This window comes from Nonomuraea composti, assembly GCF_012034275.1.
GTDB lineage: Bacteria > Actinomycetota > Actinomycetes > Streptosporangiales > Streptosporangiaceae > Nonomuraea > Nonomuraea composti.
In genome coordinates, this window is the sequence record NZ_JAATEP010000060.1 from 17,635 (window position 1) to 30,352 (window position 12,718).

Annotated in this window: 14 protein-coding genes and 1 tRNA gene; 11 read left to right on the top strand and 4 right to left on the bottom strand. The window is 70.7% G+C overall.

What is annotated here, in order from left to right:
- Positions 1-74 precede the first annotated feature (74 nt).
- The 3 genes from rplU to obgE all read left to right on the top strand — a co-directional run bounded on the left by rplU (position 75) and on the right by obgE (position 2,117).
- Positions 75-377, top strand: a complete 303-nt coding sequence (rplU, locus tag HCN51_RS48235; protein WP_080046162.1) for a 50S ribosomal protein L21 — start codon at positions 75-77, stop codon at positions 375-377.
- Positions 378-392: 15 nt separating this feature from the next.
- Positions 393-650 carry a 50S ribosomal protein L27 gene (gene rpmA / locus HCN51_RS48240; protein WP_012893687.1) on the top strand — a complete coding sequence of 86 codons (258 nt, stop codon included), beginning with the start codon at positions 393-395 and terminating at the stop codon, positions 648-650.
- A 114-nt stretch (positions 651-764) separates the two neighbouring features.
- Positions 765-2,117: a GTPase ObgE gene (obgE, locus tag HCN51_RS48245; RefSeq protein ID WP_168018833.1), complete on the top strand. Its 1,353-nt coding sequence runs from the start codon at positions 765-767 to the stop codon at positions 2,115-2,117.
- Here obgE and HCN51_RS48250 read toward each other — a convergent pair.
- Complete coding sequence (locus HCN51_RS48250) at positions 2,114-2,890, bottom strand: SDR family oxidoreductase (RefSeq protein WP_168018835.1); 777 nt, start codon at positions 2,888-2,890, stop codon at positions 2,114-2,116. The two genes, obgE and HCN51_RS48250, sit on opposite strands and share 4 nt — an antisense overlap.
- A 97-nt stretch (positions 2,891-2,987) precedes the next feature.
- On the opposite strand from HCN51_RS48250, the gene proB reads away from it, so the two are divergent.
- The 4 genes from proB to HCN51_RS48270 all read left to right on the top strand — a co-directional run bounded on the left by proB (position 2,988) and on the right by HCN51_RS48270 (position 7,544).
- Positions 2,988-4,106 carry a glutamate 5-kinase gene (gene proB, locus HCN51_RS48255; RefSeq protein ID WP_346434063.1) on the top strand — a complete coding sequence of 373 codons (1,119 nt, stop codon included), beginning with the start codon at positions 2,988-2,990 and terminating at the stop codon, positions 4,104-4,106.
- A gap of 24 nt (positions 4,107-4,130) precedes the next feature.
- Positions 4,131-5,405 carry a glutamate-5-semialdehyde dehydrogenase gene (locus tag HCN51_RS48260; RefSeq protein WP_168018837.1) on the top strand — a complete coding sequence of 425 codons (1,275 nt, stop codon included), beginning with the start codon at positions 4,131-4,133 and terminating at the stop codon, positions 5,403-5,405.
- A gap of 50 nt (positions 5,406-5,455) precedes the next feature.
- On the top strand, positions 5,456-5,632 hold the full coding sequence (locus HCN51_RS48265) for a hypothetical protein (RefSeq protein ID WP_168018839.1): 177 nt from the start codon (positions 5,456-5,458) through the stop codon (positions 5,630-5,632).
- A gap of 82 nt (positions 5,633-5,714) precedes the next feature.
- On the top strand, positions 5,715-7,544 hold the full coding sequence (locus HCN51_RS48270; protein WP_168018847.1) for a protein kinase domain-containing protein: 1,830 nt from the start codon (positions 5,715-5,717) through the stop codon (positions 7,542-7,544).
- 262 nt (positions 7,545-7,806) lie between these two features.
- On the opposite strand, the gene HCN51_RS48275 is transcribed toward HCN51_RS48270, so the two are convergent.
- Positions 7,807-8,838: a M48 family metallopeptidase gene (locus HCN51_RS48275; RefSeq protein WP_418113869.1), complete on the bottom strand. Its 1,032-nt coding sequence runs from the start codon at positions 8,836-8,838 to the stop codon at positions 7,807-7,809.
- Between the two features lie 87 nt (positions 8,839-8,925).
- On the opposite strand from HCN51_RS48275, the gene nadD reads away from it, so the two are divergent.
- From nadD to HCN51_RS48295, 4 genes are all read left to right on the top strand, one after another.
- Positions 8,926-9,543 (top strand): nicotinate-nucleotide adenylyltransferase, encoded by a 618-nt coding sequence (gene nadD / locus HCN51_RS48280; protein WP_080046167.1) that lies wholly within the window; start codon positions 8,926-8,928, stop codon positions 9,541-9,543.
- A 94-nt stretch (positions 9,544-9,637) separates the two neighbouring features.
- Positions 9,638-10,033: a ribosome silencing factor gene (gene rsfS, locus HCN51_RS48285; protein ID WP_080046168.1), complete on the top strand. Its 396-nt coding sequence runs from the start codon at positions 9,638-9,640 to the stop codon at positions 10,031-10,033.
- 55 nt (positions 10,034-10,088) lie between these two features.
- Complete coding sequence (locus HCN51_RS48290; RefSeq protein WP_080046169.1) at positions 10,089-10,718, top strand: histidine phosphatase family protein; 630 nt, start codon at positions 10,089-10,091, stop codon at positions 10,716-10,718.
- Between the two features lie 587 nt (positions 10,719-11,305).
- Positions 11,306-11,378, top strand: a tRNA-Ala gene (locus HCN51_RS48295).
- Positions 11,379-11,495: 117 nt separating this feature from the next.
- On the opposite strand, the gene HCN51_RS48300 is transcribed toward HCN51_RS48295, so the two are convergent.
- A complete protein-coding gene (locus HCN51_RS48300; RefSeq protein WP_168018849.1) occupies positions 11,496-12,017 on the bottom strand; it encodes a GNAT family N-acetyltransferase in 522 nt (173 codons plus the stop codon).
- 335 nt (positions 12,018-12,352) lie between these two features.
- A complete protein-coding gene (locus HCN51_RS48305) occupies positions 12,353-12,691 on the bottom strand; it encodes a hypothetical protein (protein ID WP_168018851.1) in 339 nt (112 codons plus the stop codon).
- Between the last annotated feature and the right edge of the window lie 27 nt (positions 12,692-12,718).

Below are 12,718 nucleotides of genomic sequence, written 5' to 3' on the forward strand. Positions count from 1 at the left end.
TCGGCGGCCGCCTCTCCGTGAGGCGGCCGAGGGTCGAAACGAAACCAACAGTGAGTCAGTAGAAGGGTTCCGCGGTGTACGCGATCGTTCGTTGCGGCGGCAGGCAGCAGAAGGTCTCCGTCGGTGACGTCCTCGAGGTGGACAAGGTCGCCGGCGAGGTCGGCTCTTCGGTTTCGCTGCCGACGGTGCTCGTCGTCAACGACGGCGATGTGACCACGGAGGCGGGCAAGTTCACGGTCAACGCCGAGATCCTCGGTGAGACCAAGGGCCCGAAGATCCGCATCCTCAAGTACAAGAACAAGACCGGTTACAAGAAGCGCCAGGGTCACCGCCAGCGGTACACCCAGGTGAAGATCACCGGTATCGAGCAGGCCTGAACGGGAGTTTGAGAGATGGCACACAAGAAGGGCGCGTCGTCCACCCGGAACGGTCGTGACTCCAACGCTCAGCGTCTGGGCGTCAAGCGCTTCGGTGGCCAGCTGGTCAACGCGGGCGAGATCATCGTCCGCCAGCGCGGCACCCACTTCCACCCCGGCGACAACGTCGGCCGTGGTGGCGATGACACGCTGTTCGCGCTGGCCGCCGGTCACGTGCAGTTCGGTGTCAAGCGCGGCCGTAGGGCCGTGAGCATCGTTCCCGTCGCGGAGTAGGGTTTCCCGCTTCCCGGCCTTCGGGTTTGTTGCTTTTCAGGGGTGGATCGACTCGATCGGATGTCGATCCACCCCTTGGCGTTTTCTTAAGATTTTGTATGGAGGAATGCGGCGATGCCGGACTTCGTGGACCAGGTGGTCCTGCACATCAGGGCCGGTGACGGGGGGAACGGCTGCGCCTCCATCCACCGGGAGAAGTTCAAGCCGCTCGGCGGCCCCGACGGCGGCAACGGCGGGCGCGGCGGCGACGTGATCCTGGAGGTCGACCCCAACACGGCCACCCTGCTCGACTACCACCGACGCCCGCACCGCAAGGCGGAGAACGGCAAGCAGGGCCAGGGCTCCAACCGCGACGGCGCCAACGGCGAGGACGTGATCCTGCCCGTGCCCAACGGCACCGTCGTCAAGGACGCGGCCACCGGCGAGGTGCTGGTCGACCTCGTCGGCGCCGGCACGCGCTACGTGATCGCCCAGGGCGGGCACGGCGGGCTCGGCAACGCGGCGCTGGCCACGACCAAGCGCAAGGCGCCCGGCTTCGCGCTGCTCGGCGAGCCGGGCGACGCCCTCGACGTGATGCTGGAGCTGAAGAGCGTCGCGGACGTGGCGCTGGTCGGGTTCCCGAGCGCCGGCAAGAGCTCGCTGATCGCGGCGCTGAGCGCGGCCAAGCCGAAGATCGCCGACTACCCGTTCACCACCCTGATCCCCAACCTGGGCGTGGTCACCGCCGGCGAGAACGTGTTCACCGTCGCCGACGTGCCGGGGCTGATCCCTGGGGCGTCGCAGGGCAAGGGGCTCGGGCACGAGTTCCTGCGGCACGTCGAGCGGTGCGACATGCTGGTGCACGTCATCGACTGCGCCACCATGGAGCCGGGGCGCGACCCGGTCACCGACTACGAGGTGATCGAGGCGGAGCTGCGGGCGTACGGGAAGCTCGAGGACCGGCCGCGCATGGTCGTGCTGAACAAGGCCGACGTGCCCGACGCGCGGGAGCTGGCCGAGCTGGTCAGGCCCGAGTTCGAGGCCAAGGGGCTGCAGGTGTTCACGATCTCCGCCGCCACGCACGACGGGCTGCGGGAGCTGACGTACGCGATGGGCGAGTGGGTCGCGGCGGCCAGGGCCAACAAGCCCGTCGAGGAGCCGACGCGGCTGGTGATCCGGCCCAAGCAGCTCGGCGACGCCGGGTTCAAGGTGCGGCGGGTCAACGACAACCTGTTCCAGATCACCGGCGAGAAGCCGGAGCGGTGGATCAGGCAGACCGACTTCAGCAACGACGAGGCCGTCGGCTACCTGGCCGACCGGCTGGAGCGGCTGGGGGTCGAGGAGGAGCTGGCCAAGGCGGGTGCCAAGGCCGGCGCCGAGGTGGTCATCGGGCCCATGGAGGGCGGCTACGTCTTCGACTGGCAGCCGACGCTGAGCGCGGAGTCGGCCCGGCAGGGGCCGCGCGGCACCGACGCGCGCCTCGGCTAGCGGGTGCTTCCGGCGCGGAGGGTGGCCTCCGCGCCGCCGTCCGCGTACAGGATCTGGCCGGTCATGAACGCGTTGCCGGCGCTGACCGTCCAGGCGAGCAGCGACGCGATCGCCTCGACCGGGCCGGGGAAGCCCAGGGGCTGTGGCATGGCGGCGGCCACGAGCGCGCGGGTGCGCGGGTCGTCGAGGAACGTCGTGCGGGCCGTCTCCGTGTCCACCACGCCGGGCGCGACCGCGTTGAGCGGGATGCCGTCCTGCGCCCAGGACAGGGCGGTGCGGCGGAGCCAGCGGTTAAGCGCGAGCTTGCTGGACGGATAGATGGCCCGGCCCTGCCCCGACTCGACAAGTGCACGGGCGGCCGCGGCGGCGGCGTCCTCGTCCATGGTGAGGCAGGATCGCGCCAGGCCCTCGTCGGCGGCCACGATGGCGCTCAGCGACGAGACGGCGACCGCCCTGGGCTGCGGGGACGCGGACAGGAGCGGCCGCAGGCCCTCCAGGGTGGCGATGGTGCCGAAGAAGTTGAGCCGCACGGTCAGCTCGGACGGCAGGGCGATCCCGGCGACGGCGACCAGGCCGTCGATCCGGCCGCCCGAGGCCGCCGTCACCCCCGCCACGAGGGCGGCGCGGCCCTCCTGGGTGGTCAGGTCGGCCAGGACGTCGGCGTCGCGCACGTCGCAGCGGATCACTTTCGCGCCCGACCGTTCGAGGTGGCCGGCGGTGGCGGCGCCGATGCCGGAGGCGGCGCCGGTGACGACACAGATTCGATCTTCCATGAGTGAAAAATTACATTCGATGAAGTAATGCGGTCAATGCAGCTATCGGGGTAATTCGGTAGCGTCGGCCCTTCGGCGAGCCGATAGGCTGCGTTACGTGCGGCAACGGATCAGCTCAGCGTCGAAGGTCGTCGTCAAGGTCGGCTCCTCCTCGCTGACCACCCCCCAGGGCATGATCGACGTCGACCGGGTCGACGCGCTGGTCGACGTGCTGGCGGCGCGCCGCCGCACCGGCACGCAGATCGTGCTGGTGTCCTCGGGGGCGATCGCGGCGGGCCTCGGCCCGCTCGGGCTGAGCGCGCGGCCGCGCGACCTGGCCACCCAGCAGGCCGCCGCCTCCGTCGGGCAGGGCGTGCTCGTGGCCCGCTACACCTCCTCCTTCGCCCGCTACTCGCTGCGCGTGGGGCAGGTGCTGCTGACCGCCGACGACATGATGCGGCGCGCCCACCACGCCAACGCCCAGCGCACCCTGGCTAGGCTGCTGGAGCTGGGCATCGTGCCCATCGTCAACGAGAACGACACGGTGGCCACCGACGAGATCCGCTTCGGCGACAACGACCGCCTGGCGGCGCTGGTCACCCACCTCATCCACGCCGACGCGCTGGTGCTGCTGTCCGACGTCGACGCGCTCTACGACGGGCCGCCCAGCCGCGCCGGCTCCAAGCGGCTGGCCGAGATTCGCGGCCCCGAAGACCTGGTCGGGGTCGAGCTGGGCAAGAACGGCGCGGCCGTCGGCACCGGCGGCATGATCACCAAGGTGCAGGCGGCCAGGATCGCCACCGGGGCGGGCGTGCCCGTGGTGCTCACCGCGGCCGCTCACGCCGCCCAGGCGCTCGCCGGAGCCGACGTCGGCACCTACTTCCACCCGGGGGGCCGCCATCCCGGCACGCGCCTGCTGTGGCTCGCGCACGCCACCACCGGGCGCGGCCTGCTCCACCTCGACCAGGGGGCCGTGGAGGCCATCGTGGGGCGCCGCAAGTCGCTGCTGCCGGCCGGGGTGACGGCGGTGGAGGGCGACTTCGCGGCCGGCGACCCGGTGGACCTGTGCGGGCCCCAGGGCGTCGTGGTGGCGCGCGGCCTGGTCAACTTCGACGCCACGGAGATCCCCGGGCTGCTCGGGCGCTCCACCAAAGAGCTGGCCAGCACGCTCGGTCCGGAATATGAACGCGAGCTGATCCACCGCGACGACATCGTCATACTGGAATCCCACAACTAGACCGGCCCCCCAGAGGAGCGCGTGATGTCCGAAGAGTTCCTGAAGGTCGCCTGTGCGGCACGAGAGGCCGCCGCCGAGCTGGCCCCGCTGCCGCGGGCGCCCAAGGACCGGGCGCTGCGCACCATCGCCGACGCCCTGGTGGCGCACGCCGCCGAGATCGTCGCCGCCAACGCCGACGACGTCGAGCGGGCCAGGGCCCAGGGCACCTCAGAGGCGATGATCGACCGGCTGCGGCTCGACGAGGCCAGGATCGGCGCCATCGCCGAGGCCGTCCGCCAGGTCGCCGACCTGCCCGACCCGGTCGGCGAGGTCGTCCGGGGCTCCACGCTGCCCAACGGGCTGGAGCTGCGCCAGCTCAGGGTGCCCCTGGGCGTGATCGGCATCATCTACGAGGGCCGCCCCAACGTCACCGTCGACGCCGCCGCGCTCTGCCTCAAGAGCGGCAACGCGGTGCTGCTGCGCGGCTCGTCCAGCGCCTACTCCTCCAACACCGCGCTGGTGAAGATCATGCAGGACGCGCTGGCGGCCACAGAGGTGCCCTCCGGGGCCGTCCAGCTCGTGCCCGGCCAGAGCCGCGACTCCGTCAAGGAGCTCATGCGCGCCCGCGGGCTGGTCGACGTGCTGATCCCGCGTGGCGGCGCGTCCCTGATCAACTCCGTGGTCGAGGAGTCCACGGTGCCGGTCATCGAGACCGGCGTGGGAAACTGCCACGTCTACGTCGACGCCGCGGCCGACGTCGAGCTGGCCGTGCAGATCCTGGTCAACGCCAAGGCGCAGCGGCCGTCGGTGTGCAACGCCGCCGAGACGTTCCTGGTGCACGCCGACGTCGCCGACGCGTTCGTGCCCAAGGCGCTGGCGGCGCTGCGCGAGGCCGGGGTGACCGTCCACGGCGACGAGCGGATCGCCGGCTACGGCCCCGACGTCGTCCCCGTCACCGAAGAGGACTTCTACGCCGAATACCTCTCGCTCGACATCGCCGCCGCCGTCGTCGGCTCGCTGGAGGAGGCGGTGGCGCACATCAGGCGCTACGGCTCCGGCCACACCGACGCCATCGTCACCCGCTCGCAGGGCGCCGCCCGCCGGTTCGTGTCGCTCGTCGACTCCGCCGCCGTGGCCGTCAACGCCTCGACGCGGTTCACCGACGGCGGGGAGTTCGGGTTCGGGGCGGAGATCGGCATCTCCACTCAAAAGCTGCACGCGCGCGGCCCGATGGGGCTGCCCGAGCTCACCTCCACCAAGTGGGTCTATACCGGTGAGGGGCATTTGCGCACGTCAGAAGGCACGGTGGTGTGCGGTTGACCGGCGTGTCGGCCTGACCCGAGCGGGGTGCCCTGGATTGACTGGGGGGCATGGAAATTGTCGTCGCCCTGGTCTTCTCGGCCGCGGTGCTGTTCGGCGCCGACCGGCTGCTGCTCTGGCTGGAGAGCCGCGGCCACGTCAACTGGCGCAGGAAAGGACGCCGGCAGCTGTCGGACGAGCCCACGGTCCGGCTCGACAGCATGCTCACCGATCACACACGCCGATAATCCTTCGGCGTGCCTCACGCGGCAACTCGCGTACCGGCGCTAGGGTTGTGTCCCTTATGGGCGCGCCGGGCGGGGAGGGACGGTGAGCAAGCTCGGCAAGGTCGGGCCGTACACCTTGGTCGAGCGGCTCGGCCGGGGCGGCATGGGCGAGGTCTACCTCGCCACCACCCGCCGCAACGAGCGCGTCGCGCTCAAGGTCCTGCACGACCTGGCCGAGGACGAGACCTCGCGCATCAGGCTGGAGCGCGAGGTACGCGCGCTGCGCAGGGTCGAGAGCCCGTACGTCGCCAGGGTGCTCGACGCCGACCTGAGCTGCGCCCGGCCGTACCTCGTCATGGAGCACATCGAGGGCGCCACGCTGCTCGACCGCGTGCGCCAGAGCGGGCCCCTCGATGTGGCCCAGCTCGTCGACATGGCCCAGGGCATCGCCGCCGCGCTCGCGATCATCCACGCGGCCGGGGTGGTGCACCGCGACCTCAAGCCCGGCAACATCATCATGGCCGACCGTGGCCCCGTGCTGATCGACTTCGGCATCGCCCAGGTGCTCGACGCGACCCGGCTGACCATGACCGGCACGTTCCTCGGCACGCCCGGCTACACGGCGCCCGAAATCTTCGCCGACGAGCAGGTCGACTCGCCAGCCGACGTGCACGCCTGGGCCGCCACGGTGGCGTTCGCGGCCACAGGACGGCCCACGTTCGGGCGGGGCACGGCCGAGGCGCAGATGTACGCCGTGCTGAACGGCCAGGCCGACCTCAAGGGCGTGCCCGTCGAGCTGCTGCCCCTGGTGCGCGCCGCGCTCAACAGGGAGCCCGGCAAGCGACCCACCGCGGCGCTGCTGGCCGACCGGCTCTCCCGGCTGGCCAAGGCCACCAACGGAGCCACCGACACCGAACCCGCGCCCACCGGCGGGCGGGCCGGCGACGTGGCCGAGGAGAGCGGCAAGGGCACGGCCGCGCGCGGCCGTCCCGCCGACGACGCCGCGGCGCGGGCCGAGGCCGCCAAGGCGCGTGGCGAGGCCAAGGCACGCAGCAGGCCCAACGCGGTGCCCGCCGAGGGCAAGGTACCGCCGCCGCGCGGGCGCACCGGGAGCAGGCCCGTGCCCGACGGCAAGGGCGCGGCGGCGGTGGCGCGCAGCCGGGCCGAGGGGAAGGTGCCCGCGCCGCGCGGCCGTACCAGCACCGACGGCAAGCCCGGACGGACCGGTACGGACGGAAAGCCCGGGCGGACGAGCACGGACGGAAAGCCCGGGCGGACGAGCGTGGACGGCAAGACCACCGGGCCGCGGCCCAAGCCGGCCACGCCGCGTCAGCGCACGGCGGCGGCCGTCAGGAGCCGGACGGCGGCCCGGGCCAAGGGCGAGACGGCCCGGGCGAAGGGCGCGTCGGCCACCACCCTGCCCGCGGGCAACGGCGCGCTGCTGATGCTCGCCGTGCTGGCCGTGCCGTGCGTGGTGGCCTCCGTCATCCTGCCCATCGCCTCGATCGGGATCACGACCGCGTTCGTGGTGCTGACCAGGACGATCTGGATGAGCCACTGGATGGTCAGGAACCGCAGCACGCGGCGCTCACGGGTGACGCTGCGGGTGCTGCTCTTCCCCGTGGCGCTGGCCGGGGCGGCGCTGACCGCCGTCGTGTGGCCGGGCGTGCCCGTCGCCGTGGCGTCGGGTGGAGCGCTCTGGGCCACCGGAGGCGGTGAGATCGACTCCGACTGGTGGCAGCAGGCCGCGCCTGTGACGGTGGCCGGAGTCGTGTTCGGGATGTTGTGCGGTGGTATCACCGGGCGGGAGATCGAGCGGATCGGGCATCGGCTGCCCGATCTGCGGAGAGAAGGGCTGCGCGCGCTGGCCGTGCTGGGCGGGTTCGTCGCCCTGTGCGCGGCTGCGGTGCGCGCGATCGCCCTTCTCCTGTGAGCAGGTGCGGTGCGCGCGATTGCCCTTCTGCTGTGAGCGGGTGCGGCGCGCTCCTGAGCTGAGCGGGTGTGGTGCTCTGCTGCTTGAACCTTGTGCGGCCTTGCTCTGGGCCTGTGCGGCCTTGTTCTGGGCTTGGGCGGTTCGTGCTGAGTTTGGGTGGTTCGGGGGGAGCGCGTGCCGTTTTGCGGTGGGTGAGCGTGTGCGGCCCGCCGCCGGATCACGGCGGGCCGGCGCGGCTGATCACGTCGATCGGTCGCGGGGCTCAGCCCTGGCCGCCGTCGCGGCGGGAGAAGCGGTTGAAGATGCGCTCGCCCGCGTTGACCGCGCCCTCGGCCACGTCGCGCAGGACGCCGATGAACGGGTCCTGGGACTGCTGCCAGGACGTGCGGTAGGACTCGGCCGCCGCCTTGATCTCGTCGGTCACTCTCGCGTTGGGGTCGTCCTCCCTCCGGGGGTAGTCCCCGCCGAGGATCCGCTCGTACTCGCCGCTGCGCTGCCACTTGTCCAGCTCCGCCACGCGCACCACCGCGAACGGGTGGGTGGTGCCGAGGAGGTTGAGGACCTTGAGGAAGCCGTCGCGAAGGTCGCCCGCGGTGTCGTATTCCTGGTACTGCTCCAGGAACGCCTCGATGTTCATCTCGTGGGTGTAGTCGCCGCCGGCGAGCTTCATCAGCGCCCGCTTGGCCGCCTCGGGGTTCTGCCCGACGAGCAGGCCGCCGCGGTCGGAGGACAGCTCGGACTTGCGGTACCACTCCTCCAGGCCCGCGACGATCGCCCGCAGGCCGATGTAGCCGAGCGGGATCCACGCGACGCGGGTGGCGAGGCGGGTGAGGATGTCGAGCATCGTCCGGTAGACCGCGTGCCCCGACAGGATGTGCGAGGTCTCGTGGCCGATGACGAAGCGCTGCTCCTCCTCGTTCATGAGGTTGAGCAGGCCGGTGGTCACGACGATGAACGGGTCGTCGAAGCCGATGGCCTTGGCCTGGACCTGCGGGTCCTGCTGGACGTAGATCTCGGGGATCCGGTGCAGGTCGAGGGTGTAGGCGGCGTCGCGGCCCATGTCGTAGAGAGAGCGGAACTGGGTCTCGCTCACGCGTACGGCCGACGCCAGGTACATCAGGCGCAGCCGCCGCTCACTGATGAGACCGGACATCTGCTTGAGAACCGTGTCGAACCCACTGAGCTTACGCAGAGCGACCAGGGCGGACCGGTCTGCGGGGTGTTCGTAGGCTCGGGACGAGATGCCGGGCAGTTGGACGCGGTTGCGGTCCGGGGTGGTCGTCATGCCCGGCATGCTACGTCCGCAACGGAAGTGATGCGCGGTCATCACGAAGGGGGGTCCCATCATGTTGGGGGGAAGCGTCCGCGTAAGGTCCGTTTCATGATGAATGCGCCTGGTGTGCAGGGGATGCGACGAGTGGGCGTGATGGGTGGGACGTTCGACCCCATTCATCATGGTCACCTTGTCGCCGCCAGCGAGGTGGCCCACCACTTCCAGCTCGACGAGGTCGTCTTCGTCCCGACGGGGCGGCCGTACCAGAAGTCGGAGCGGGAGGTGTCCGCGGCCGAGGACCGCTATCTGATGACGGTCATCGCGACGGCGTCGAATCCCAGGTTCTCGGTGAGCAGGGTGGATGTGGACCGTCCCGGGCCCACCTTTACGATCGACACTTTGCGTGATATTTCGGATATTTACGGGCCTGAGACGCAGCTGTTCTTCATCACCGGCGCCGACGCGCTCGGCGCCATCCTCGACTGGCAGCAGGCCGACGAGCTGTTCGAGCTCGCCCACTTCGTCGGCTGCACCCGACCCGGGCACACCCTCCACGACCCCGGCCTGCCCGAAGGCCGCGTGACCCTGCTGGAAATCCCCGCCCTGGCCATTTCCTCCTCCGAGTGCCGTCAGCGCGTGGCAAAGGGCGAGCCGATCTGGTATCTCGTGCCCGACGGAATCGTCCAGTACATCAACAAGCGCGGGCTGTACCACGCGGCCGGATGAAGGCGCCCGCGAATACACAGGTGAGGGGTTTCGGGCTGGAAGGGTACCCTCAACATAAGGGCATGCTGCCGACACAGGAGGACAGACCCGCATCGTGACCGCATCTGACAGATCCGTCCAGCTCGTGCGCATCGCCGCGGAAGCCGCGGCCGACAAGCTGGCCGATGACATCCTCGCCTACGACGTGAGCGAACAGCTCGTCATCACCGACGCCTTCCTGCTCTGCTCCGCCACCAACGACCGCCAGGTACGCGCCATCGTCGACGAGATCGAGGAGCGGCTGCGCACCGAGGCCGACGCCAAGCCCGTACGCCGAGAAGGCGAGCGCGAGGGCCGCTGGGTGCTGCTCGACTACATCGACATCGTCGTGCACGTCCAGCACGAGGAAGACCGTACGTTCTACGCGCTCGAACGCCTCTGGAAGGACTGCCCGGCCATCTCGCTGCCGGAGAGCGTCATGCAGGCCAACCTTCAGCGGGCCCGCGCGTGAGCTCCACCTTCACGCGCGTCCGCGCGGCCTTGAGGCATTCTCGTGAGGCCGCCGCATGAGCCGGCGGATCGTGTGCCTGCGCCACGGGCAGACCCTGTGGAACGTCGAACAACGCTTCCAAGGCCACTCCGACATCCCGCTCGACGAGACCGGTGTCGCCCAGGCCGCGAGGGCGGCCTCGCTGCTGGCCTCGCTGCGGCCCACCATGATCGTCTCCTCCGACCTCCAGCGGGCCAACGACACCGCCCTGGCCCTCGGCCGGCTGGTCGGGCTCGACGTGGCCGTCGACAAGGACTTCCGCGAACGCGGCGGCGGTCAATGGGAAGGGCTCACCCGCGACCAGATCGCCGCGCGCTGGCCCGAGGAGTACGCCGCATGGGAGGCACCCGACGGCGAGCCCGTCACCGACGTGGCCTCCAGGGTCGCCACCGCCATGCGCCGGTGGGCGGCCCGGGTCGACGACGACGGGCTGCTGGTCGTCGTCTCCCACGGCGCGGCGCTGCGGCTCGGCATCTGCGAGCTGCTCGGGCTGCCCGAACAGCTGTGGCCGGCGCTGGGCGGGCTGGGCAACTGCTCCTGGTCGGTGCTGCAGGAAGGGCGCAAGGGGTGGCGGCTGCTCGAACACAACGCCGGCACCTTGCCGGAGCCGGTCCACAGCGACGACAAGCCCGAGGCTGAGGCTTAAGAGGTCGTACGGGTCGGGGGCGTACGACTGCGACGGATCGACGGCCCCCTGGCCTTCGAGCCGTCGCTCGTGAGGTGGATGACGGACGTGCGGTCCGAGGGCTGGGCTGCCGCCGTGCCAGGTGGGCGCTGGGTGAGCGGACGTTGCCTGTTCGGGGCTTGGGGGCCTTGCGCATAGGTGGTGGGTGGCGGGCGTGCGGCCTCAGGGCTGATCTCTACGGCCGTGCCGGGTGGGCATTCGGCGAGCGCGTTTCAGGTGCCTGATCGAGGTTTCGCGAGCCCTGCCTGTGGGTGGTGGGTGCCGGGGGTGCGGTCCGAGGGTTGGACGGCGGTCGTGCCGGCCGGGCGTTCTGGGAGTCGAATGTGCCTGGTCGGGCCCTGCTCCTTGCGTGTGCGGGCATGTGGCTGGTGAGCCTGAGGTGGGGACGTGGCTCGTTGCGACGGTGCGGGGCGTTGGCTACTGAGGGCCTTGCGTCTTGGGGGCTTCGGCGGCCTGGGGCGGGGGCGGGGGAGTGCGATTAGGTGAATGAGGCCGGATGGCTATATGCTCTCGGAGCGCCGCAACGGGTGGACTCGGAGCGGTGACCAGGGGCTATAGCGCAGTTGGTAGCGCGCCTCCATGGCATGGAGGAGGTCTGGGGTTCGAATCCCCATAGCTCCACAGGACATCCCGCCCCGATCCAGATGACTGGATCGGGGCGTTTGCGTTGGTGGGGCCGGAAGGCAGGTGCGGTGCCTGCCTCTGCCAGGAGCGAGTCGGGCGGGCGGGGCGCGTTCGTCAGGGGGCGTCGGTGGGTGCCTCGGTGGCGAGTTGCCAGAGTTGCTCGCCGTCGTCGAACTGGATGGTGGGCTCGAGGCCGGCGTTGCGGGCGACCCTCGCGGAGGCGGTGTGGGCGGGGTGGATGTGGGCTTCGATCGTCGTGGCGCCGGTGGTGCGGAGCCAGGCGATCAGGGTTTTGGCGGCTTCCGATGCGTAGCCCTGGCCCTGCCACTGCTTGCCGATCACCCAGGCGACCTCCGCACGGCGGCCGTCGTCCGTGATCGTCGCCTGGACGAAACCGATCGCCTCGGAGTCCGGCTTCTTGCGCAGGATCCAGTTGCGCCACTCCTGGCTTCCGTCAGGGGAGCGCCCGACGACTTGGCGGGTGTAGCGGTCGCGTAACTCGTCCAGGGTGGGTGGGGCGCCGCCGATGAAGGTATAGAGGCTCTTCGCGCTGAGGACGTGCACCATCTCCTCGGCGTCGGTCACCGACAGCGGGACGAAGAGGAGCCGAGCGCTGGTCAACCGGGGGTCGGGCATCTCTTTTCGCCAATCTTCCAGGGTGGGAGGCTGCCAATTTCCGGCGAGTGGCTGCCGGTCTTGCGGGATGGGTGGCTGCCAGTTTGCCGGGTGGCTGGCTGCCGGTCTTGCGGGGTGGATAGCTGCCGGTCTTGCCGGGTGGCTGGCGGCTGGTCTTGCCGGGGCTGGTTGCGATGAGCTCGGGCCCGGCGGTGCTGTGGTGTTTCGATGGTGTGAGGCATGCTATGGGTCCGCTGTCGGGGGGCTTCCACTGGGGAAGGGCCGGGGCGGGACACTGCTCGGGGGTTGGGTGTGGTGAGCCGGTGTCCCACCTCGGTGGTCGTGCGGGTTGAGGGTCAGGAGAAGACGACCGACTTGAGCAGCAGGCGGCTGCTCGCCCGGCCGCCGGGGCGGAGTGAGTAGTAGTCGCCCGTGCAGTCGATGCCGGTGAACATCGTGACGGTGGAGCTCGTGTGGTTGATCGGGGTGTGGGCGCTGTCCTCGATGCGGGCGACTTCGGGAATGTTGATGCAGGCTTTGCTGGGGGGATCGGTCAGGTCGGCGATGCTCGTGCCGTTCGGGGTCGGATAGGTGTAGGTGAAGGTGCCCAGCGCCGCGAGGGCCGGGGTGGCGAGGGTGACGGTCAGGGCCAGGGCTAGCGACGAGATGGTGGCGGTGGTCCTGCGAGCGGTCATGGCGGAGCACGTCCCTTCGGGATGGGA